Below are 22,478 nucleotides of genomic sequence, written 5' to 3' on the forward strand. Positions count from 1 at the left end.
AAATTCTGACTGAAAACGGGAATCGCTCCCAGTATTCTGTTCCCAAGAGGAAATGACTGGCCAGGGAGAGAAGGCCAGCGCAACGTGCATCGCAGAGCAGTAATCGTTGATAGGCTGCGTCTCGGAAGGTACGGCTTTGTGGGCCGGAGATGCAGGCCTGGGGAGTGGGATGGGCCGGGTTCTCAGAGCACTTGGAAGAGGTGTGGGGAGATGGGTCTGGTTGGCGGCGTCGGTTGCCGCTCCCGTGCGCTGCGTGGCCCTGGAGGCGACGCTGCTGGCCGATGCCCATGTGAACAGTGCGTTGCCAACCGTGAACAGCGGGGCGATCTCGAATCTGAATGTGGGTGGCGGATATACGACACTGGTGCAGTTTGACCTGAGCGATCTGCCTGCGGGAACGACGACGTCGCAGATCTCGCGAGCGCTGCTGCGGCTGTATTGCAATCGCGCGGACACGCCGGGGCTGGTGAGCGTGCAGCCAGTGAATGGCGCGTGGGGCGAGTACAGCGTGACCTATACGACGCTGCCGAAGCTGGGGAGCGCGGCACAGGTGGTTCAGGTGAACCAGGCCGGAGCGTATGTGACGGTGGATGTGACGGCGCTAGTACAGGCATGGATTGCGAGTCCAGCGACGAACAATGGGTTTGCCCTGACCGCCGGAACGGCGGTGGTGCAGTTTGACAGCAAGGAGAATGACCTGACGGGGCACGCTCCCGAACTGGATGTAGCGCTTGTGTCGCAGGGGCCACAAGGACCTCAGGGACCTGCAGGAGTTGCAGGACCGGCGGGCCCGCAGGGGCTGCTAGGACTTCAGGGGCTGCAAGGGCTCCAGGGCCTTAAGGGCGATACGGGAGCGGCCGGACCTCAGGGGCCGCAGGGAGTGGCCGGAGCTGCTGGCGCGACGGGGCCAGCAGGGCCACAGGGTTCGGCTGGTCCGACTGGGCCGCAAGGGCCGGCAGGGGCGACCGGGCCTGCAGGGGCTCCGGGGCTGGTGTATCAGGGAAGCTATGCTTCGACGACCAACTATGCGCTGGGCGATGTGGTGCTGTGGCAGGGTGCGAGCTGGGTCTCGCTGAGTGGGAGCAACCATGGGAATACGCCGAGCGAGAGTCCGGCGCAGTGGGGAGTTCTGACGGCGCAAGGGCCACAGGGATTGCAAGGGCCGCAGGGCTTGCAGGGAGCGGCCGGGCCACAAGGGCCGCCGGGATCGGTGGGGCCTCCTGGGGAGCGAGGGCCGCAGGGCTTGCAGGGGATTCCCGGGCAGGCCGGAGCGCAGGGGTTGACCGGCGCAACGGGACCGCAGGGCTTGCAGGGGCCGATGGGGCCGCAGGGTCCGGCGGGGCCAGTGGGGATGACGTTTCGCGGGGCATACTCGTCGACGGTGAACTATGCGCTGGCGGATGGGGTGAGCTACAACGGCTCGGGGTATGTGTCGTTGGTGGGCGCCAATCACGGGAATACCCCTGATCAGAGTCCCGCCTACTGGGCCGTGTTTGCAACGGGAATGGCTGGGTCGCAGGGGCCGGCGGGTCCGGCTGGTGCGACGGGTGCGACAGGTGCGCAGGGGCCTGCGGGGCCGCAAGGTCCGCAGGGAGTCCAGGGGGCGACAGGGCCACAGGGACCGGCGGTGGCGAATTATGTGGGGAACTATTCTTCCACGACTAACTATGGGCTGCACGATGCGGTGAGCTATGTAGGATCGACGTATATCTCGCTGGTGTCAGGGAACCACGGAAATACTCCGGACCAGAGCGCCGTGGCGTGGGCGTTGCTGGCGGCTCAGGGGCCGGCTGGGCCACAGGGCCCGGTGGGTGCGACGGGAGCGCAGGGGCCTGCGGGCGTAGCAGGTGCGAACGGCGCGACTGGGCCGCAAGGGCCGCCGGTGAGCTTCAGGGGAACGTGGGTTGTGGGGCAGTCGTATGTGGTGGGCGATGCTGTGGGGTATGGCGGCGGGAGCTACATCGCGATTGCGGCGAATGCGGGCAGAGAGCCGGATGTGAGTCCGGCGTACTGGGCAGTGTTGGCGCAGGCGGGGACGGCGGGCGCTGCGGGAGCGGCTGGGCCACAAGGGACGCAGGGGCCCGCTGGTGCGACGGGAGTGAGCTGGCGTGGGGCATGGACTTCCGCGATGGGATATCTGGCGAACGACGCAGTTTCATACGGGGGCAGCACATATCTGGCGTTGACTTCGAGTATGGCTTCGGAACCGGATATCAGCCCGGCTCAATGGGCGATGTTGGCACAGTCGGGTAGCGCGGGGCCGACTGGGCCTGCTGGAGCGGCAGCGACCGTGACCGTGGGAACGGTGACGACGGGCGCTGCAGGCACGGAGGCGACCGTCACGAACAGTGGAACGGCGTCCGCCGCGGTTCTAAACTTCACAATCCCTCAGGGTGCTGCAGGGTCGGGTGGCACTGGAGGCGGCGGCGGGACAAGCGGGATTCCATTTGCTTCGGTGTATCACGCAGTGTCGTTCAGCTCGAACTACTACTCGGTGAATAACTCGAGTGCGAGTTCGAGCGAAGCGGCGTCAGTTCTGACGTGGGTTCCGGCGGGGTGTGTTGCGTCGGAGCTCACGGTGTTTTCGCAGCAGTCGAACACGATTACGGTGACGTTGCGGACGGGGACGCCGGGGAGCATGGCGGACTCGGGGTTAAGTTGTTCGGCGGCTTCGAGTGGCAGTTGCAAGGCGACGGTAAGCGTGACGATTGCGGAGGGAGGCTTTGTCGATCTGAAAATCAGCGGCGCGAGCGGGACTTTGGCTGGAGTGTGGACGGCACTGGCCTGTAACTAAGTTCCAGGCGAACCGAGTCCATGTGTGAAAGGTGAGTGGAATGGGACCTTTCGGTGCGAGCACACGCTGTTATCTGAGGTATTGAGGAAAATCTGAGTTTTGTCAGTAAAACAATGGAATCGCGCACGTCGGTAGCCGGTGCAAGTATGCTGGTGTGCGTTTGATTTTCATGTTTGCGAGGTTGGCATGAGGCTGGTTGCGGCTGCGGTGGTGCTGGGACTTGCGGTGGGGAGTGGAACGGCGCGGGTTGTGGGGAGCGCTGACTCGCCTTCGGAGAAGATGGCCGAGACAGTGGTTAAGATGTGGCCGGCCGGCGTGGTGACGGCGGTGAATCATCCGGGCGTGTGGGGATACGAGGAGGGTGTGCTGCTGGATGGGATGGCGGCGGAGTGGCACTCGACCGCGGTGGGCGCGGACTTCAAGTACATCAAGGCCGCGGTGGATAAATATGTAGCTGACGATGGCACGATCAAGACGTTTGGTGCTGAGGCGCATAGTCTCGACAGTATTGAGATGGGGCGCGCGGTCATGCTGGTGTATCAGGTGACTCAGCAGGCGAAGTACGCCAAAGCGGCGAAGTTTCTGGAAGAGCAACTGGCAGGACAGCCGAGGACGCCAAGCGGAGGATACTGGCAAAAGGAGACCTATCCCAACCAGATGTGGCTCGATGGAGCGTACATGGCCGAGCCCTTCCGGGCGGCTTATGCGGCGACGTTTCAGCAGCCTGGCGATTTCGACGATATTGCGAAGCAGCTTCTGCTGATGGATGCGAAGATGCGCGATCCAAAGACAGGGCTGATGAAGCATGGGTGGGGATGAGTCGAAGCAGATGAAGTGGGCTGATTCGAAGACAGGACTCTCGCCGGAGGTGTGGGGACGGGCGATGGGGTGGTATGCAATGGCCCTGGTTGACGTATTGGACTGGTTTCCGGTGGATCATCCGCAGCGCACGGCGTTGGTGGCAGCACTGAACCGGACGGCGGAGGCGGCAATCCGATACCAGGACCCGAAGACCGGGCTATGGTGGCAGGTGGTGGATCAGGCAGGGAAGCCTGGAAACTACACAGAGGCCTCGGCGAGTTGCATGTTTGTGTATGCGATTGCGAAGGGCGTGCGGATGGGCTACCTGCCGCAGTCGAATGAGGCGAGCGCGCGACGCGGGTGGCAGGGAATTCAGAAGGCGTTTGTGACAACGGGCGCGGATGGCTTGATGGAATTGGACGGGACTGTGAAGGTCGGCGGGCTGGGCGGCACGCCGTATCGCTCAGGAACGTTTGATTACTACATTTACTACATTGGCGAGAAGCCGGTTGCGAACGACGCCAATGGGATAGGAGCGTTTCTGCTGGCGGGTTCGGAGATGGGGCAGACTGGAACGGAGGCCATGGGGCAGGGCAAGACAGTTCTGGTGGACGCATGGTTTAACTCGCAGACGAGGAAAAATGCGGCGGGGCAGACGGAGTTGTTTCATTACAAGTGGGACGACGATGCGAACTCAGGGTTCTCTTTCTTCGGCAGGGCGTTTCAACGGTATGGCGTGACGCTGGCGACGTTGAAGACGGCTCCAACGCTTCAGGATTTGAAGAAGGCGCAGATTTATGTCATGGCGTCGCCGGATATACCCGCGAAGAATCCGACGCCGAACTACATGGACAAGGCGAGCGGAGATGCGATTGAGGCGTGGGTGAAGGCAGGCGGCGTTCTCATCCTGATGGAAAATGACGTCAACAACTCGGAGTTCGAGCACTTCAACACGATGAGCGAGAGGTTTGGGATTCATTTCAATCCGGTGCTGCGCAATGCTGTGGTGAACAACACGTGGTCTCAGGGAACGGTGATGATTCCAGCAAACACGGGAGTGTTCGCGCATCCGCATCAGGCTTATTTGAAGGAGATCTGCACGATCACGGTCTCGGGACCGGCGAAGGCTGTTGTGACCGACAAGGGTGATGTGCTGATGGCCGTGGCGAAGGTGGGCAAGGGAACGGTATTCGCCGTGACCGATCCGTGGATCTACAACGAGTATGTAGACCGCAGAAACACACTTCCGGTGGAGTTCGACGGCTACGATGCGGCGATCGATCTGGCGGGCTGGGCTGTCCAACGGGCGAGGTAAATCAGAGGTTCGCGGCCAGGGCCTCACGCAGGCGAGCGACGAGCGCGGCGAGGCCGCTGAGCGTGGCCGGCGTGGGTGCCTTGAGGATTTGTTCGATCTGGCCGGCGATCTCGCCTGCACTGGAGTGGCCGAACATGCCGAGGTTTCCGGCTAGATTGTGGGCGGCGGACTGAGCGCCCGCTCGTGTCTCCTCGGGGATCGAGCCGGAGGCCTCGGCTAGCGTCGCTGCGCTCTCAAGCAGGCCCACGCGCTCACGCAGGGTGGGAAGATGGCGCTGCCAGAGGTCGGCAAGCAATGCCTGAATCTCGGCGTCGGGTGTTTTGCTCATCGAAGAAGAGATGCTGCGCGCGAAAACGAAGGTGGCATCGGAACGAAGTGCCTGTCAGGGTGCGTCAAGAAACATGCGGCGGACGATGGCTAGGTTGAGGAGGACGAGGCGCGAGGCGCCTGCGCGTGGGCTGGCGCGCCACCGTTCCAGCCGAGGGTCTCGGAGATCTGCTCGGCGAGGGTTAGAGGGTCGAAGGGCTTGAACAGGATCCCGGCGACGCCAAGGTCGGCGAAGCGGCGCTTATCGACTCCCTGAACCTTGGCCGTGAGCAGAAGGACGGGGATGTGGGCGATGGCAGGGTTTTCCTGCATGATTCGGAACGTGGTCGGGCCGTCCACGCCGGGCATCATGACGTCCATGAGGATGGCGTCAGGCTGGCGGGCCGTGGCAATCTCGATGCCTTCGGCTCCGGAACTGGCAGTGAGGATGTTCCAGCCAGCAGTCGCCTCGAGAGAGAGAGCCGCTACCTCACGGATATCAGCCTCGTCGTCAATGATGAGTATCGAGTGCATGAGCGAACATATTCTCTCATGTCTCGGAACATATTGCAGGTAACCGCGAAGTTTCTTCCTTATGTGGCGGGTCGGGTGGTAGCCAGATCGGCGAACTTGGAACGGATCCGGTGGACCATGGTGAGGACCAGCTCCTCGACTTCGAGGGGCTGAACCTTGGCCTTGGTAAGGAACTCGGTGGGGCCGAGGCGGAGCTTTGCCATATCAGACTCGGAGATCTCGCGCCCGGAGTAGACGACCAGAGGAAGCGTGCGAAGCGCGGGTTGCTGGCGGAGCCACTCGACGAAGGAGAAGCCATCGCCGTCGGGCAGGGTGAGGTCAAGAATAAGCAGGTCGGGGCGGCGATTGATGCACTGCCGGATGGCGTCCTGCCGGGTGGCGGCGTGGTCGACGTGGACCGGAGCGTCGTGGAAGCTGGCTATGAGGACGCTGGCGAGGTCCTCGTCGTCCTCAACAAGCAGGATGTAGGCGGGGCCGTCGCCTTGATGGAGGACACGGCCGAGCTCGGCGAAGAGCAGGTTCTCGTTGAAGGGTTTCTGGACCCAGCCCTGGGCGTCGCCAGTGAGCTGTGGGCGCAGAGTCGAGGAGAGAACGCTCAGAACGACAACCGGAATATTGGCCGTGGCGGGATTGTTGCGGAGCCGCTGAAGGGTCTCCCAGCCGCTCAGACCGGGCATGTAGAGATCGAGCAGGATGGCCTCGACGTGGCGCTCGGCGGCAACCACGAGGGCTTCATCGCCAGAGGCTGCTTCGATGACGGTATAGCCCTGGCGGGTGAGGTGCTCTGAGACGATGGTGCGGATGCCGGGGTCGTCGTCGCAGACGAGGATGGCCCCCTCGCCTTGAGGCAGGGAGACGGGGTGTTGTTCGGCCGACGGAGCATCGGTGGAACGCGAAGTGCGCGGGAGCATGACGTAGAGCGTCGTACCGACGCTGAGGTTGCGCTGGGCCCAGATGGAGCCGCCGTGCTGCTGCACGATGCTGCGGCAGATGGCGAGGCCGAGGCCTGTACCGCCACGCTGGCGGTAGTCGGAGGGCTCAACCTGCTGGAAGCGGTCGAAGATGGAATCGAGCTTGTCGGCGGGGATGCCACGGCCTTCGTCGACGACCTTGAGGAGGATGGAGTCCTGCGTGGCGTCGGTGTGGATGCGAACGGTGGAAGCCTGGGGAGAGAATTTGATGGCGTTGGAGAGCAGGTTCGTGACCACCTGCAGGATGCGATCCGAGTCGCCGTCGAAGAAGAGTGCCTCAGGCGCGGCAGCCTGGGCCACAGTGGAGGGCACCAGCTCAAGGTGGACCATGTTGGAGTCGGCCATGGCGCTCATGGTCTCGATGGCCTGCTGGCAGAGATCGCGGAGCGAGCAACGGCGGATCTGTAGCGGGGCGCGGCCGGACTCCATGCGCTCGAGATCGAGAATGTCGTTGATGAGGCGGATGAGGCGGTCGGTGTTGCTGGTGGCGATGCGGAGCAGGTTGAGCGCCTTGGCGTCGACGTCGCCGATGGTGCCGGAGGAGAGCAGGCCGAGGGCGCCGCGAATGCTGGTCAGCGGTGTGCGAAGCTCGTGCGAGACGGTGGAGATGAACTCATCCTTGAGGGTGTCGAGCTGGGATCTCTCGTTGAGCTGAAGCTTGTCCTTGTGCTGCTCCTCGCGGGCGCGGGTAAGCTGCTCAGCCAGATCACGCGTGGTGCGCTGAGCGCGTAGGAATGCGACTAAAAGGAAGCCGCACGTGGTGAGCAGAGAGAGATAGCTGAGGACAGGGAAGATGTGCATTGCTTGTCTTGGTAACCTTTGTAACTTCTTTTCCTTGAGATGGTAACCGAAACGCTATGAATCTATGTTCATTTTTGTCGTACTTTCTAAAAGAGAAAAACTACGGTTCGATTACAAAGAAAAATGATTTACCTGGAAAAGAAGTTCTGGCTTATTCATGCTGGGAGCCCAAGATCACGCCAGAACCTTAAGTAAAGCTTGGCCGAGACTTTCTGAAGCCTTGACGTAGATGGCCCTAATACAGATGCCGTACCCGAAAGGATGACAGAAAAAAAGTTGCAGCGGCAATAACACGTAAGAGGGTTATTCCCTAAGTCAACATTTATGTTTGAGTTACGAGCAATCAAAAGGGTCGTCCTCGTTGGAGGGCGACCCTTGTCCCCAAGCCTGAATGAACGAGCGATTAGGCGGTGACCGCTACCTGGTCGAGGTGGCGGGCCCACTGCCGGCCCTCACGGGCTGCCTGCGCGTTCTTGTGGAAGGCGTAGCCGGCGATGAGCGGAAGGGCGAGCGTTGCCTCAGAGTAGACCATCTGCTCGTACGTGAGATCGACCTTGCCCCAGCTCGACGCTTCCTTCAAGGTGGAGCCGGAGAGAGCGCCGTCGCGGGCATCGGCCACGGTGATCTGGATGGCGTACTTGTGCATCGGGGCTTCGACGCCGAGGATGTCGGCGGCCACGACGATGTCCTGCGCGAAGTTCTTGGGGACGCCTCCGCCGATCATCAGCAGGCCGGTGGTAGGGTTGACGATCTTGAGCTGGGTGAGCTCGTAGAAGTCCTTGGCCGAGTCGATGGAGACCATCGGCTTGCCCTGGCGCGCGTGCTGGTGCGCGACGAGGCCGAAGCCAGCGGAGCAGTCCGAGAAGGCGGGGCAGAAGATGGGGACGTTCTTCTCGTAGGCGGCGAGGATGATGGAGTCACGTCCGCCTGCCTGCGGGGTCTTGCCATTCTTGACGAGGTAGGCTCCCATCTCGCGGATGAACTCGCGCGAGCTGTACGGGCGCGGTTCGAGCGAGTTGGCAATCTGGTGGGTAGTCTCGTCGCAGATGCGCAGTTCTTCCTCATCGATGAAGGTGTCGTAGATGCGGTCGATCATCAGCTCGCGGAGCTCGGCGTCGCCCGCGCCGTACTTGTACTCATCGCCGGCGCGGTAGTGGTTGAAGCCGAGGGCTTCGAAGAAGTCCTGATCGACGATGTTGGCGCCGGTCGAGACGACGGCGTCGACCATGTTGTTGCGGATGAGGTCGACGAAGATCTTTTGCAGCCCGGCCGAGATGAGGGAGCCGGCGAGGCACAGGATGACGCCGCACTCCTGGTCACGCAGCATCATCTCGTAGAGGCTGGCGGCGCGGGCGGTATCACGCGAGCTGTAGGCCATGTTTTGCAGGGCGTCGACTAGGGCGACGACGTTGTGCTGCTTGATGTCAATGTGCCGGATTGGCTGGTTGAGGAGTTCTTTTTTCGTAGGCATAGCCTATATAGGATACCAAGCGGAAGACGCAGGTTGGCGCGGGCTCTATGTGAATTTTGGGGTTGGTTCCGGGGCTTCGAGAAGGGCGAAAGAAGGAAAGAGTTTGCGTCGCGACAAAGGTAAGGGCGAGACTGATTGGCATGAACGTAAACTTCGCCGAACGGGCGCACAACCATAACTGGAAGCTCGATCCAATTGTGCGGTCGCTGCTCGACACCGATTTTTACAAGCTATTGATGCTGCAGTTCATCTGGAAGAACTTTCCGGCGGTCCACGTGACGTCGGAGACGACGAATCGGACGACGGCGGTTCGGCTGGCAGAGCTTATCTCGGCTCCGGCGCTGTTTGATCAGTTGGAGCATGTAAGGCAGTTGAAGTTTCGCAAGAGCGAACTGATCTGGTTGGCCGGGAACACGTTCTATGGTACGCGGAGCATCTTTGAACCAGAGTTTCTGGAGTGGCTCGAGAAGGACTTCAGGCTTTCTGACTATGAGGTTACTGAGAAGGATGGGCAGTTTGTGCTGCGGTTCGAGGGACTTTGGACCGAAGTGACGATGTGGGAAATCTATGGGTTGGCGCTGTTGAGCGAGATGAAGACGCGCACGGCTCTGTCCAGGCTCAGCGAACTGGAACTGGATGTGCTTTACGCCCGTGCGAAGACGCGGCTGTGGGACAAGGTGGAGATGCTGCGGAAGGTCCCTGGGGTCAGCATCTCGGAGTTCGGCACGCGGCGGCGGCACAGCTTCCTCTGGCAGGAGTATGTCGTGGAGGCGATGCGTGCGGGTCTGGGCAAGAGCCTCGTAGGCACTTCGAACACATATCTGGCCTATAAGCACGACCTTGAGGCAATAGGCACAAACGCGCACGAACTGCCGATGGCACTGGCGGCGCTGGCAAACACCGACGAGGAACTGCATACTTCGCAATACAAGGTTCTTGAGCTGTGGCAGAAGAGCTACGGCGGCGAACTGTTGATCATGCTGCCGGATACGTTCGGGACGACACAGTTTCTCGCCGGGGCTCCGGATTGGGTTGCGGACTGGACGGGGCAGAGGTGCGACTCGAAGGACCCGTTTGTTGCCGGCGACGAGTACATCACGTGGCTCGAAGCGCGCGGACGCGATGCCCGCAGGAAGCGGCTGATCGCGTCGGATGGCCTGGATGCTGAGGACATTCTGAATCTGCACCAATACTTCAAGGAACGGATTCGCTTCAGCGCCGGCTGGGGGACACTGCTGACGAACGATTTTCGCGAGTGCCATCCGAGGCGCGAGCATGACTTCGATCCGATCAGCCTGGTGTGCAAGCTGACGACGGTGGAAGGACGGCCTGCGGTGAAACTTACGGACAACGCCCACAAGGCTACCGGACCGGCGCACGAGATTGCGCGCTATCGGAGAGTCTTTGGCAGCGTGGCGGTAGAGGGAGCGGCGGTGCTGGTCTAGCCGGCCCGATCAGCGCCTGCGTGCGGACGCGACTCTTTCGCGGCCAGTTAGGCTCAAAAATTACGGTGGATATACTGCGGGGATGATCAACTTTCGCGAGGTGGTTCGTTTTGTTGTAGCTGCGGCGATGGTGCCTGTGATGACGGTGCAACCATCCTTTGCCTGGGGCGCTGATGGGCACAGGATGATCAGCCGGTTGGCGGCGGCGAACCTTCCAAAGGATGTACCTGCATTTCTGCGCAACGGCAATGCGCTGGACACAATGGAGTATCTTGGGCCGGAGCCGGACCGGTGGCGCAACAGGGCGGAAGAGGATCTGGTCACCGCACAGGCTCCGGAGCACTTCATCGACTTTGAGAATGCCGATCTGGTGGGAGCGCTGCCGAGGAAACGCTACGACTACGTTCGCGCTCTGGAGAAGGCGCAGGCTGCGCGCCCAGAACTGCAACTGACGCCGGAGAAGGTTGGGCTGCAGCCGTATGCGACCGAAGAGATCTACGAACGGCTTAAGGTAGGGATGCGGGAGTACCGTCATCTGCTGGCCAATGGGGAAGACACGAAGCCGGCCGAGACGGCGATCCTGTTCTACGCAGGCTGGCTGGGGCACTATGTCGCGGACGGATCTCAGCCGCTGCACACAACAATTCAGTACAACGGATGGATGGGGCCGAATCCGAATGGCTATACGACAGACCACAAGATTCACTCGCAGTTCGAGTCGGTCTTTGTGAACGCGAACGTCAAGCCGTCGGACCTGGCGCCGCTGGTTAGGGCATCGCAGCCGAAAGTGCTGAACGACGAGTGGGACGATTATCTGGCCTATCTGCGGCACACACAATCGCTGGTGGAGCAGACGTATCAGCTCGAGAAGGTTGGCAGCTTCAGTGGAGCCGGAACGCCGGACGGCAAGGCGTTTGTGGAGGAGCGGCTCGCTGCCGGAGCAATCGAGCTGCGCGACATGATCTATACCGCGTGGGTTCGCAGCGGAGATCCAGTGCAGGAGTTCCACGGGCAGAGCTGACCGAACGCCGGCCCGCCACTAATCGGCTGAAAGAATGGGATATTGGTGACGCTCGACGCGAACCAGCAGCCTGTTCAGCAAGGGTGTCAGCGCAAGGGCAATCACCGGCAAAAGAACGACAGCCAGAGCAGTCCAGAGGACGAGGGCGTGCCACTCCCAGAGCCAGATCTTGCGCACTAACGCGATGGGAGTGGCGCGCGCGGTCGCCAGCAGGCTCCGCGGCGAGAGAGGCAGCGGCGTTGTGTGAAAGACGAGGCTGCCGAGGCGGATAAACGGAACCACCAGAAGGATCTGCAGCGGATAGACGATGTGGTTGCCAAGCTGTGACGCAGCAATGTTGAGTCGGAAGACGAAGGCTGCGGCAAAGCAGAGGATCGTTGTGCTGCCGATCAGCGGATTTATGCCGATGACGATGCCGGCCGCGAGGCTCCAGGCGAGCCTTTCCGGTGAGGCCCCCATGCGAAGCATGGCCAGGACAGGCAGTGCAATGCGGCGGTATGCCCAATTGTGACTGTCACGGGTTATCTTTAAATCAGGATCTGATGACGCTGTTTTCTTAATCGGCACAGGTCTCAGGATAGCCTGCTAATCCGTCCCTGCGAGGTGCGAGACTGCGAAACGAGGAACAGATAGGGTGAGATTTCTTCGTTCGCTGACACGTGGGCTCCAGGTGGCCGGCTACATTGCTCTGTCTGGTACGGAGTTGCTGCTGAAGCGGCCCCCGAAGCAGGAGGCCAGGGCGGAATGGCTGCACCGTCTGTGTGCGCGGGTCGTGCATGGGCTTGGCATCGAGGTCGTGGTGGTGGGCGACTTCCCGGGGCACGGTGCGGTGATTGCGAACCACCTGAGCTATGTCGATATCGTGATCTTCGCCGCGATGCGCCCGTGTGTGTTCGTGGCGAAGGCGGAGATCGAGAGCTGGCCTGTGATCGGCTGGATGACGACGATGGCTGGAACGGTCTATGTCGAGCGCGGGCGAGGCGGATCGGCAGTCAAGGCGAGGAAGGGATTGAGCGTCGCGTTTGATGACGGGGTTCCGGTTGTGTTCTTCCCGGAGGGAACGACTTCGGACGGCAGGGGACTGCTGAAGTTCCACAGCGGACTGCTCGCGCAGGTGCTGGCTGAGGATGCTCCGGTGACGGCGGCGCATGTGAGTTACAGCCTGCAGGCGGAGAATGGCGCGGGTGTTACGGTCGCCGACAACGTCTGCTACTGGGGCGATATGAAGATGTGGCCGCATGTCTTTCATTTCCTTGGGTTGCGTGGCGTTCGCGTTGAGGTGAGGTTTTCCGGGGAGCCGATCGTGTTTCACGATCCGGCGAACCGAAAGCTGGCGGCGGATGAGGCTCGGTCTGCTGTGGCGGAGCTTCGGGAGGCAGCCCAGGTATCGAAGGAGTGCACCATTTTTGATTCAACAAATGTTCACGTGAGGTGAACATTCTGTAACAAATAAGGACGCAGACTGACATCGAATGCATCTCTTGCCACTGCAAGGAGAGTCGATGCTCAGAGCTGCCGAACTATCCTCCGCAATCCTTCCCCCTGTACGACCGGATGTCCTCGAACTTCCTTCAAAGAAAGATGTTCGCCTGGAGGCGGGCGCCTACGTTGCGCGGCTTGCGTTGACTGAGGCAGAGCGGAGTGCAGCTTTTCGGCTGCGGTTCATTGTCTTCAATCTGGAGATGAACGAGGGGCTGGAGTCGTCGTTTGCCGATGGCTACGATAAAGACCTCTACGATGAGGTGTGCGATCACCTGATCGTCGAAGAGAAGGCTAGCGGAGCGATTGTCGGAACGTATCGGCTGCAGATGGGCGATGTGGCTGGCCGCAACTTTGGATACTACAGCGAGCAGGAATTCTCGTTTGCCCCGTATGAGGCGATGCGCGGCCAGATTGTGGAGCTGGGGCGGGCGTGCATTCATCGTGAGCATCGGTCTCCTGAGGTGTTGCATCTGCTGTGGCGCGGGATTGCGCGGTACTCGCTGGCAAACGGCGGGCGCTATATGATGGGCTGCTGCTCGCTCAACTCGCTGGATGCCGAGGTTGGCCATGCGGTATATGCGTCGCTCGGCAACTGCCTGGTTGACCCGGAACTGCGAACGGTTCCGACGCCGGCGTTTGCATTGCCGAGGCGGGAAATGAAGCTGGCTGAGCAGCGCGCGCCGAAGTTGCTGCGGGCGTACCTGGCGATTGGGGCGAAGATCTGCGGCGAGCCGGCGATCGATCGCGAGTTCGGCACGATCGACTTCCTGACGCTGCTCGACCTGCAGACGCTGCATCCGCGTGTGGCGCAGAGATTTCTCGAGGGCTGCTGAGTGCGAATTGTACGGTCGGTGTTCCGGGGAGCGTGGGTCGTATTCCTTCTGCTGGCGGCGGCCGTGGACTGTCTCCTTCGCTGGCCGAAGCCGGGTGTTGAGGGATCCGAGTGGGTCCATGTGTGGTGTCGCCGGATTGTGCGGGCGATGGGCGTGGAGTGCGTGGTTGAGGGTGAGCTTCCGGCGAGCGGGGCTGTTGTTTCGAATCATCTGAGCTATCTCGACATACTTCTGTTCGGCTCCGTGCGACCGTTTGTGATGGTGGCCAAGAGCGAGGTACGCGGCTGGCCGTTGGTTGGCTGGCTGGCGGCGCGGGCTGGAACGGTCTTCGTGGTGCGTGGCGGCGGACCGCCGACATACCCAGCAGTGAACGCGTCGATGGCTGCGGCTTACTGGACGGGAGTGCCTGTGCTGTTTTTTCCGGAAGGGACGACGACCGACGGATCGTGCGTGCTTCCGTTCCGCAGAGGCCTGTTTCACTCGGTGCTGAATGAGCGGGTTCCGCTGCAGGTGGCTGGTCTGCGGTATTCGATTGCTGGCGATGGCGATGCCACGGTGGAGCGAGATGTGTGCTGGTGGGGCGATGCGTTGCTGGCTCCGCATCTGTTTCGTTTGCTCGGACTGAAGGGTGTGCGTGCGGAGGTGACGTTCGCTGGCGAGGTGACGGACCGGGCAGACCGGTTCGTGCTGTCGGAGACGGCCCGCGAGCGGGTGGTGGAGATGGTAGAGGGTTCGGGGCGTTCGGCTGTTGCTGCGGTTGAGGTGGCGGGTGAGGCCTTGCTCGTAGAGGCGACGTAGGATCGCTCGAACATTTGTGTCAACCGGCGTGAGTGGCTAGTTGGGGGATGAGGGCGGTGAGGAGGCCGGTGAACTGGCCCTCGATGCGCTGGCCGATCTCCATGACTTCTTCGTGGTTGATGGGCTGGTCGAGAACGCCGGCGGCCATGTTTGTGACGACCGAGAGGCCGAGGACCTGGATGCCCATGTGGCGGGCCACGATGACCTCGTGCACGGTAGACATGCCGACGAGGTCGGCACCGAGGGCGCGGAAGGCGCGGATTTCGGCTGGGGTCTCGTAGCTGGGGCCGAGGACGGCGAGGTAGACGCCTTCGTTGAGCGTCCAGCCCTGCTTTGCGGCTTCAGCGACGGCGAGTTTACGGAAGGCCGGCGAGTAAGCCGAACTCATGTCAAAGAAGCGCTGGCCGAAGCGTGGCTCGTTGGGGCCGAGGGCGGCGTTAGTTCCGGTGAGGTTGATGTGGTCGGAGATGGCGACGATGGCTCCCTGACCGTAACGGACGTCGATGCCTCCGGCGGCGTTGGTGACGATGAGCTTTTCGACACCGAGCAATCCGAGGACGCGCATGGGAAAGGTGACCTGAGCCATGGTGTAGCCCTCGTAGGCGTGGACTCGGCCTTGCATGACGGCTACGGGGACGCTGCCGTTGGGGCTTCCTATTGTCCCGAGGACGAGTTTGCCGGTGTGGCCCTGAACGGTAGATTGCGGGAAGTTGGGGATGTCAGCGTAGGGGATGACTGTGGCGTCGTTGACCTGCGAGGCAAAGTTGCCGAGCCCGGAGCCGAGGATGATGGCGAGCTTCGGCTGGAGAGCGGTCTTGCTGCGAATGTAGCTGGCGGCGGATTGGGCGTGTGTGTAGAGGTCGTTTGCGGTCGCGTTGGACATCGTTGGTATCGTCTTTCCTTTTCCTGATTTCCGAGGGTACCCCTCCCCCCATTAAAGCTGTAAAATATTGTAAACAACGGACATAGTCGGGTACTTTATTCGCAAAATATTCATAATAAAGGGTTTGAAGGTCAAAATATTGAAAACAAATGAGTTGGCTTAAGCGATCGGTGGTCGCACAGCAGCGCAAAGTCCACTCTTTTAAAGTTTAGCTAGTTCGTTGGGGTAACTCTGCCACGGTCTGGAGATTTATTTTTCGGCGCGGAAGTCCTTGATTGGCATGGCCTTCGTGGCTTGGGTTGAGGCGGTTTTGCACAGAGCAGGGGCTTGACAGAGTTTGAGGCGTGCTTCGGGGGTCTCAAATATCTTCGCAGCGAGACGGTCTGCGGGTATCCTTCTGGTTCAGGGGAGCGGAGGGTTGGTCATGTGGCATCGCTTCATGGTGTCGCCGCCGGGCCGGGGACGAGTCTACGCAGCTCTGTCTATTGTATGCCTTTTGGTCGCAGCATCCTCGATGGGGCAGACGGCGCGCTCCAGGGCCTTCCAATCCGGAGCTGAAAAGAATCTTCGCCCGATCGTGGAGATTCTGGACTGGATCGTCGCCAAGTCATCCGGGACGTTTAGCTGGGAAGAGCCGGCGTCGCAGGTGCATCCGACGATGATGGTCCAGGTGGATGAGTCGATTAAGAAGACGGACGACAATCCACCGTGCCGTCTTGAGGTGCGCGTCGGCTACCGGTGGCACTGGCCGAACGAGGCGCGGTCGGGCTGGACGGAGAACATCTATGATCTTCCGCTGGACCAGTTGGATCCAACGAAGCTGGATGTGGACGCGCCCGATCGGTCTTTGCGGGGCGCTCCCTACATGTTGACGCTGCAGGTCTTCGGAGGACAACCGCGGATCGGTGACCACACGCGAACTAACTACGATCAGGCTGGCAGCAGCAGTTCGAAGTCGAGCGTCGAACTTTATGTGGCTGATGCCGGCATGGCCAAGAGGCTGTCGAGTGCCTTTCGGGACGCAATTCTGCAGTGCGGCGGCAGGTCGGTGGGCGAGATCTATTGAGTGTGGCTGCTGCTATTTGATGAGCATGGAGACGATGCTGGCGGACATGAGGTTGGCCATGGTTCCGGCGAGCATGGCGCGAAGGCCGAGCTGGGCGAGGTCGTTGCGGCGGTTGGGGACTAGCGCTCCGATGCCTCCGATCTGCATTCCAATGGAGCTAAGGTTGGCAAAGCCGCAGAGGGCGAAGGTGGCGATGGAGAAGGTTCGCGGGGTGAGAGCAGACTTCTGCAGGCCGAGCTGGGTGTAGGCGACGAATTCATTGAGGATGGCGCGAGTTCCGAGGAGGTTGCCGATGGCCTGGGCCTCGTGCCAGGGGATGCCGATGAGCCAGGCGACGGGGGCCCCGATGACTCCGAGCGTGTTGCCGAGGGAGTGCGGGAAGGGGATGTGTCCGTGGGCCCAGAGAAAGTTGGAGAGGGAGAGCATGATGGCGTTGAAGAGGCCGACCAGCGCGAGGAAGCTGACGAGCATGATGGCGACGTTGAAGGCGAGCTTGCCGCCGTCGATGGTTCCACGCGCGATGGCGCCGATGAAGTTTTCCTCTTTGTGCTCTTCACTGGGCGGCATGTGGACGGTTCCGGCGGTGGCGGGGACCTCGGTCTCGGGGACGAGCATTTTGGAGACGAGGATAGTGCCGGGCGCGGTCATGATGACGGCGGAGAGAAGGTCTTTGGCGTTGATGCCGAAGCTGATGTAGGCGGCCATGATTCCTCCGGAGACGTGGGCCATGCCGGAGGTCATGATGGTCATGAGTTCGCTGCGTGTGGCTCCCGCAAGGAACGGCCGGATGGTGAGCGGGGCTTCGGTCTGTCCCATGAAGATGGAGGCGGCGACGTTGGTGGATTCGGCGCCGGAGGTTCCCATGGTGCGCTGCATGAGCCAGGCGACGGCCCTGATGATCTGCTGCATGAGGCCGATGTGGTACATGATGGCGAAGAACGCGGAGACGAAGATGATGGTTGGAAGGACGGCGAAGGCGAAGGTGGAGAGCGCGTCGCCGGGTGTGCCGAGGCGGCCGAAGACCATCGAGGAGCCCTCGGCCGCGTGGCCGAGCAGCGAGGTGACGGCGGTGGAGCCGGCGGCGAGGATGCGCTGACCGTAGGTCCACTTGATGACGAGGAAGGCGAAGACGATCTGCAGGCCGAGACCCCAGGCTACGGTACGCCAGCGGATGGCGCGGCGATTGGTGGAGAAGGCGTACGCAAAGGATAGTAAGGTGATGAGGCCGAGTAGGCCAGTGAATCGGGGCAAAGGGGCACTCCGCGATGAAATAAGTGATTGAGGGAGAGTGTATCGGGTAAGCGGTGCAGTAGCCAGAGAGATTCCCGAGTTGAGGGTCGAAACCACTCAATCTGTGGAGGGACCTACTCGATTAGTTCTGATTTCAAGTTGAGATTCCGTGCCAGACGGTGCAGATATTTGGGGTGAATGTTGAGCAGATGCGCTGCCTTGGGATAGCTACCCTTCGCTTCTCGCAGCGCGTTCAGAATCATTTCTTTCTTGGCCTGATTGAGCACATCGTGGTATCGGACTCCCAGGAGGTCTGACGACTGCGCCTCAAGTATGGTGATGGGGAGATCTTCGGGCAGGATCTCTTCGGTGAGTCCCAGCACAATGGCATGCTCGATTGCGTTCTCCAATTCGCGAATGTTGCCCGGCCAGCTATAGCCCATAAGCAACGTGCGCGCCTTTGGCGAGATGCCTTTGAAAGGCCGATTACTTCTTTCCGCGTACTTTGACGCAAAGTAGAGGGCGAGCAGAGGAATGTCTTCGGGGTGCTCGCGCAAGGGCGGCACTATGATTGAGACCACGTTAAGCCGGTAGTAAAGATCCTGCCGAAACTCGCCGGACTTGATTGCCTGTTCGAGATTCTTGTTGGTTGCGGCCAAAACGCGGGCCTTGAAGTGTACAGGAACGGTACCTCCAACACGCTCATACTCCCTTTGTTGTAAGACTCGCAAGAGCTTCGCCTGCATCGCGGGAGCGAGGTCACCAATCTCGTCGAGGAACAGGGTTCCATCTTCTGCCAGTTCCAACTTGCCCTTCCTCATACTGATTGCGCCGGTGAAGGCCCCTTTCTCGTGACCGAACAGTTCGGTTTCGAGCAACGTCTCCGGAATTGCTGCGCAGTTGATGGCAATGAATGGGCGCTCGGCTCGGGGACTGCCGTGATGGATCTTGCGTGCGACCAGTTCTTTGCCTGTGCCGCTCTCGCCGCGGATGAGGATGGTGGATTCGCTTTGCGCCACCCGGGAGATAAATTCTTCCACATGGCGGATCTGCCGGCTTTCGCCGATGAGTCTGCCGTCAGGGCCGAGCTCCTCCTTCAATCGCCGGTTCTCCGAACGCAGAGCATCGAGGGCGAGAATGTTTTCGAGTGCTACGGCTGCGATTCGCGAGACCGAGTCGAGGAAGTGGATGTGGTCTTCGCGAAATGGCGAAGCGTTGCGAGGCGAAGTGAGATAGATAGCGCCAATTGTTCTCTCCACGCCTACCAGAGGCAGACAGAGCACGTTCTGCATCTCGCTGGAGTCTGCATCAGGGCTCGTAAAGACTGCTGAACGCTCCCAAATCGCACGGTGAACCAGTTCGCACCGAATCTCGACCGGCTGTTCAGCATCGGACTGCCGGTTATAGGTACAGATGGAGTTGGGTTCTTCGTCGAGATCGGTCGATAGAAAGACGGCGCCGTTCTCTGCCGGAATGACTTCAAAGATGAGTCGCAGAAGTTCACGCTGCAGCAGTTCGGAGTTGCGAATGGAATTGACGGCATTGCTGATTCTGATGAAGGCGGTCAGGTCGCGTGCCATGCGTCCGACCTCAACTCCGAACGTGAATAGAGGTGACGGCCGATCGACTCGCATGGTGTTGAACGTGGAGGGAGAAGTCGCGTCACTTAGGGATATTTTGGAATTTCCGGCCGACTCTCCTTCGTGCGTCAGAAACACGAGCTCGGACCTTCCAACGCGAATCGCATCACCGTGATCGACAAATTTGTGCCGCACAGGAATTCCATTCAGGAAGGTGCCATGACGGCTGTCGAGATCGACGAGTTCATATCTGTCCTTCAGCTGCCGGATGATGCAATGTTTCCGTGAGGCCGCCGGATCGTTCAAGCACAGCTGATTCGATTCATCACGGCCAATAGAGATCTCGCCATTGACGAGCTCTTGAACGGTGCCCGCCAGCGAACCCGAGATAGCGAGGAGTCGCGGCTTCATCAGAGGTACTCCGATGTGTCAAAGTGTAGCTGAGTCGGCGGTGAATCTGGGTGCTGGGGAGGACATACAGGCGGTTGGAGACAGACGGATACTCGCGGTAACCGATTAGATACCGGACGAGGGAGCCGCAGCAGGAAAACGTTGAGGCGTGAACCAAGGGGCGCCTGTATCTCATTGCAATACGTGCTTGCGGTTGCGGGGGCGGAGATTGGCAACCTGTGTGCAATAGATCCGGGCGTAACCCGAACTCCTGAAGAAAAAGTGTTCCGGAGTCTGTGGAGACCCAAAGAAGGTGCCTCAAAGGAGATTGTTCATGAAATACATTGTCTCGAAGATCGCTCTCTTCGTAGCAGCTATCTCCATCACGTGTGGAGTATGGGCCCAAGCTCGCGGAGTGAAGGCAACCGTTCCATTCGCCTTCACGGTTAACGATACTGTTTTCCCTGCTGGAAATTACACGCTCACTGCGGATTCCACTTCTTCCATTTTTCCCAATCTGCTTCGCCTCGACGGTTGGGATAAGAGAACCCATACTCGGTTGATAGCCACACACGAACCCAACGAGCGCGGAAAAGCCAACGTGCTTGTGTTCCACAGATATGGAGACGAGTATTTCCTAAACGAAATCCGCTCCGCAGATTCTTCGATGTACTTTCACTTCGCTATGTCGAAGGCCGAGAAGAAGGTCATGGCACAGACGGTGCTAGCAGGACTCCAACCTGGTAACGAGGTCACAGTCGAGTTCGGCGAATAACTTCTTATCCCGAGGACCCAGAGGATTCCCTCCGGGTCCTGTTCTGTTCAGAAGAGAAACGACTATTACTGAATATTGTTCTTTGTAATGACCTCGCGAACAAGGGGGCGGCGCGGCACGAGGCTCGACGAGACCTGCAACGTTTCACGGAGCATTTGTTCGGGCTCGTCGAGGAGGGCGGAGTCTTCGCTGTAGAGGGTGAAGAGGGGTTGGCCTGGCTCGATGCGGTCGCCTAGTTTGGCGTGGGACTCGATGCCGGCGTGGGCGCTGACGGGGTCGCCTGGTTTGGCGCGGCCCGCTCCGAGCCGCTGAACGGCCCAGCCGACTTGCTTGCAGTCCATCGCGGCGAGGTAGCCGGATTGCGTGGCTTTGAGGACGCGGGTGGCGTTGGGCTTGTGGTGGGATGCTGGGTCTTCGAAGACGGTGGTGTCTCCGCCTTGCGTGGCGATGATCTTGAGCCAGGCTTTGTATGCGGCTCCTGATTTGAGGATATCGTCGGAGAGCTCTGCGCCTTCTTCGGGAGTGGTGGCGTGGCCGGCGAGGTGGAGCATCCAGCCGGAGAGGATGTTGGAGAGTTCGATGAGATCGGAAGACATGGGATGTCGCTTGCCCTGCATAATGTCGACGCACTCCCAGACCTCAACCCAGTTGCCGGAGAAGCGGCCAAGGGGCTCGTCCATGGAGGTGAGAAGGGCGACGGTTCGAGTTTCGGAGGCTTCGCCGGTCTGGACCATGAGCTGGGCGAGGAATTTAGATTTTTCGTAGGTGGGCATGAAGGCTCCGGAGCCGACCTTGACGTCGAGGACGAGGGCTTTGAGTCCCTCGGCGAGCTTCTTGCTCATAATGCTGGCGGTGATGAGGAATGGGGATTCGACGGTGCCGGTGTGGTCGCGGAGGGCGTAGAGGATGCGATCGGCGGGGACGATCGTCGGGGTCTGGCCGATGAGTGCGGCTCCGCATTCACGCAGAACGTCTCGCATGTCTGGGAAGGAGAGCTGCGTGTTGAAGCCGGGGATGGTTTCGAGTTTGTCGAGTGTGCCTCCCGTGTGACCGAGGGATCGGCCGCTGATCATAGGGACGCAGATGCCGGGAACTCCTTCGGGGGTAGGCTGAGCGAGGCCGGCGGCGGCGATGATAGGGGCAATCAGCAGGGATGTCTTGTCGCCGACTCCCCCGGTGGAATGCTTGTCGATGGTGAAGGTGTTGAGGGCTTCGGTGTAGGCGACCTCGCCGGAGAAGCGCATGGCGGCCGTGAGGGTGGCTAGCTCACGGGGATCAAGTCCACGGAGAAAGACGGCCATCAGGAAGGCCGCGATCTGGGCGTCGGTGACGAGGTGCTTCCTGGGGGTGCGCTCGACAATGGCGAGGATGAAGGCGCGGATTTCAGCGTCGGTAAGGGCGAGGCCGTCGCGCTTGTGTAGGATGACGTCGATGGGATGGATGCGTTGGGCCTTGGTCATTGGTCCGAATTGTTACTCAGGAGGAAGGCCGCGGGAAGGAGGTCGGCGACGGTGGTTTCGACGACGGTGTCGTCTTCTGCGGGGAAGAAGATGCGGGTGTCGGGGGTACTGAACTCGTGGAGGGTCTGGCGGCAGGCTCCGCAGGGCTGGCTGGCAGTGTTGTTGAGGTTGGCGACAGCGATGGCGCGGATGCGAATGTGGGGGCCATACAGGCCTACTGCAGTTGCAACGGCCGACTGCTCGGCGCAGGTGGTGAGGCGGTAGGAGGCGTTTTCGACGTTACAGCCGGTGACGACGTTGCCGTCTTCGAGGAGGAGCGCGGCGCCGACGCGGAAGTGGCTGTAAGGGGCGTAGGCGTTTTGGGCGACCGCGATGGCACGCTGCTGGAGGTCCTCGATCTGAGTTGGGGTGAGACCGCTGGGATGGCTGATTGCCGACATGATGAGAGTGAATCTAACGGGTGCTGGGGCCGATGGCAAGTGGCACAGCGCTAATGCTTAAAGGGTTGCGCCCGATAAGAGG

20 protein-coding genes are annotated in these 22,478 nt (G+C 60.7%); 10 read left to right on the forward strand and 10 right to left on the reverse strand.

The annotated features are described in order from the left end of the window. The first annotated feature begins 220 nt into the window (after positions 1-220). From OHL16_RS01605 to OHL16_RS01615, 3 genes are all read left to right on the forward strand, one after another. A complete protein-coding gene (locus OHL16_RS01605; protein WP_263365322.1) occupies positions 221-2,794 on the forward strand; it encodes a DNRLRE domain-containing protein in 2,574 nt (857 codons plus the stop codon). A gap of 186 nt (positions 2,795-2,980) precedes the next feature. Next, positions 2,981-3,613, forward strand: a complete 633-nt coding sequence (locus OHL16_RS01610) for a glycoside hydrolase family 88 protein (protein WP_263365323.1) — start codon at positions 2,981-2,983, stop codon at positions 3,611-3,613. A gap of 10 nt (positions 3,614-3,623) precedes the next feature. Beyond that, positions 3,624-4,910: a glycoside hydrolase family 88 protein gene (locus OHL16_RS01615; protein WP_263365324.1), complete on the forward strand. Its 1,287-nt coding sequence runs from the start codon at positions 3,624-3,626 to the stop codon at positions 4,908-4,910. Position 4,911: 1 nt separating this feature from the next. Here the strand turns inward: OHL16_RS01615 and OHL16_RS01620 are convergent, their stop codons facing one another. From OHL16_RS01620 to OHL16_RS01635, 4 genes are all read right to left on the reverse strand, one after another. Continuing rightward, the gene (locus OHL16_RS01620) at positions 4,912-5,238 is read right to left on the reverse strand and encodes an Hpt domain-containing protein (protein ID WP_263365325.1); all 327 of its coding nucleotides are present in this window, start codon (positions 5,236-5,238) and stop codon (positions 4,912-4,914) included. Positions 5,239-5,327: 89 nt separating this feature from the next. Then, positions 5,328-5,750 carry a response regulator gene (locus tag OHL16_RS01625; protein ID WP_263365326.1) on the reverse strand — a complete coding sequence of 141 codons (423 nt, stop codon included), beginning with the start codon at positions 5,748-5,750 and terminating at the stop codon, positions 5,328-5,330. Between the two features lie 59 nt (positions 5,751-5,809). After that, positions 5,810-7,522, reverse strand: coding sequence for a response regulator (locus OHL16_RS01630; RefSeq protein WP_263365328.1), 1,713 nt, complete (start codon positions 7,520-7,522; stop codon positions 5,810-5,812). A 403-nt stretch (positions 7,523-7,925) separates the two neighbouring features. Beyond that, the gene (locus tag OHL16_RS01635) at positions 7,926-8,993 is read right to left on the reverse strand and encodes a 1,9-bis(guanidino)-5-aza-nonane synthase (protein ID WP_263365329.1); all 1,068 of its coding nucleotides are present in this window, start codon (positions 8,991-8,993) and stop codon (positions 7,926-7,928) included. Positions 8,994-9,133: 140 nt separating this feature from the next. Here OHL16_RS01635 and pncB point away from each other — a divergent pair, with 140 nt between their 5' ends. Continuing rightward, entirely contained in the window at positions 9,134-10,438 is a 1,305-nt protein-coding gene (pncB, locus tag OHL16_RS01640) for a nicotinate phosphoribosyltransferase (RefSeq protein WP_263365330.1), read from the forward strand. Between the two features lie 82 nt (positions 10,439-10,520). Further along, on the forward strand, positions 10,521-11,459 hold the full coding sequence (locus OHL16_RS01645) for a S1/P1 nuclease (protein ID WP_263365331.1): 939 nt from the start codon (positions 10,521-10,523) through the stop codon (positions 11,457-11,459). A gap of 18 nt (positions 11,460-11,477) precedes the next feature. On the opposite strand, the gene OHL16_RS01650 is transcribed toward OHL16_RS01645, so the two are convergent. Further along, positions 11,478-11,984 (reverse strand): DUF2062 domain-containing protein, encoded by a 507-nt coding sequence (locus tag OHL16_RS01650; RefSeq protein ID WP_396127143.1) that lies wholly within the window; start codon positions 11,982-11,984, stop codon positions 11,478-11,480. Between the two features lie 109 nt (positions 11,985-12,093). On the opposite strand from OHL16_RS01650, the gene OHL16_RS01655 reads away from it, so the two are divergent. The 3 genes from OHL16_RS01655 (at position 12,094) to OHL16_RS01665 (ending at position 14,572) form a co-directional block, all read left to right on the forward strand. Further along, positions 12,094-12,894: a lysophospholipid acyltransferase family protein gene (locus OHL16_RS01655; RefSeq protein ID WP_263365333.1), complete on the forward strand. Its 801-nt coding sequence runs from the start codon at positions 12,094-12,096 to the stop codon at positions 12,892-12,894. A 67-nt stretch (positions 12,895-12,961) separates the two neighbouring features. Next, positions 12,962-13,774, forward strand: coding sequence for a GNAT family N-acetyltransferase (locus tag OHL16_RS01660; RefSeq protein WP_263365334.1), 813 nt, complete (start codon positions 12,962-12,964; stop codon positions 13,772-13,774). Further along, on the forward strand, positions 13,775-14,572 hold the full coding sequence (locus OHL16_RS01665; RefSeq protein WP_263365335.1) for a lysophospholipid acyltransferase family protein: 798 nt from the start codon (positions 13,775-13,777) through the stop codon (positions 14,570-14,572). 19 nt (positions 14,573-14,591) lie between these two features. On the opposite strand, the gene OHL16_RS01670 is transcribed toward OHL16_RS01665, so the two are convergent. After that, the gene (locus OHL16_RS01670) at positions 14,592-15,455 is read right to left on the reverse strand and encodes a purine-nucleoside phosphorylase (RefSeq protein ID WP_263365336.1); all 864 of its coding nucleotides are present in this window, start codon (positions 15,453-15,455) and stop codon (positions 14,592-14,594) included. A 424-nt stretch (positions 15,456-15,879) separates the two neighbouring features. Between OHL16_RS01670 and OHL16_RS01675 the strand changes: the two genes are divergently transcribed. Beyond that, positions 15,880-16,521, forward strand: a complete 642-nt coding sequence (locus tag OHL16_RS01675) for a hypothetical protein (RefSeq protein WP_263365337.1) — start codon at positions 15,880-15,882, stop codon at positions 16,519-16,521. 12 nt (positions 16,522-16,533) lie between these two features. On the opposite strand, the gene OHL16_RS01680 is transcribed toward OHL16_RS01675, so the two are convergent. After that, positions 16,534-17,772, reverse strand: a complete 1,239-nt coding sequence (locus OHL16_RS01680; RefSeq protein ID WP_263365338.1) for a NupC/NupG family nucleoside CNT transporter — start codon at positions 17,770-17,772, stop codon at positions 16,534-16,536. Between the two features lie 113 nt (positions 17,773-17,885). Then, positions 17,886-19,742 (reverse strand): sigma 54-interacting transcriptional regulator, encoded by a 1,857-nt coding sequence (locus OHL16_RS01685; RefSeq protein WP_263365339.1) that lies wholly within the window; start codon positions 19,740-19,742, stop codon positions 17,886-17,888. 313 nt (positions 19,743-20,055) lie between these two features. On the opposite strand from OHL16_RS01685, the gene OHL16_RS01690 reads away from it, so the two are divergent. Next, complete coding sequence (locus OHL16_RS01690) at positions 20,056-20,496, forward strand: hypothetical protein (RefSeq protein ID WP_263365340.1); 441 nt, start codon at positions 20,056-20,058, stop codon at positions 20,494-20,496. Between the two features lie 65 nt (positions 20,497-20,561). On the opposite strand, the gene OHL16_RS01695 is transcribed toward OHL16_RS01690, so the two are convergent. Then, the gene (locus OHL16_RS01695) at positions 20,562-21,956 is read right to left on the reverse strand and encodes a thymidine phosphorylase (RefSeq protein ID WP_263365341.1); all 1,395 of its coding nucleotides are present in this window, start codon (positions 21,954-21,956) and stop codon (positions 20,562-20,564) included. Then, on the reverse strand, positions 21,953-22,396 hold the full coding sequence (gene cdd, locus OHL16_RS01700; protein WP_263365342.1) for a cytidine deaminase: 444 nt from the start codon (positions 22,394-22,396) through the stop codon (positions 21,953-21,955). The genes OHL16_RS01695 and cdd overlap by 4 nt, the downstream gene beginning before the upstream one ends. Positions 22,397-22,478 lie beyond the last annotated feature (82 nt).

It is taken from the genome of Edaphobacter bradus, from assembly GCF_025685645.1.
Lineage (GTDB): Bacteria > Acidobacteriota > Terriglobia > Terriglobales > Acidobacteriaceae > Edaphobacter > Edaphobacter bradus.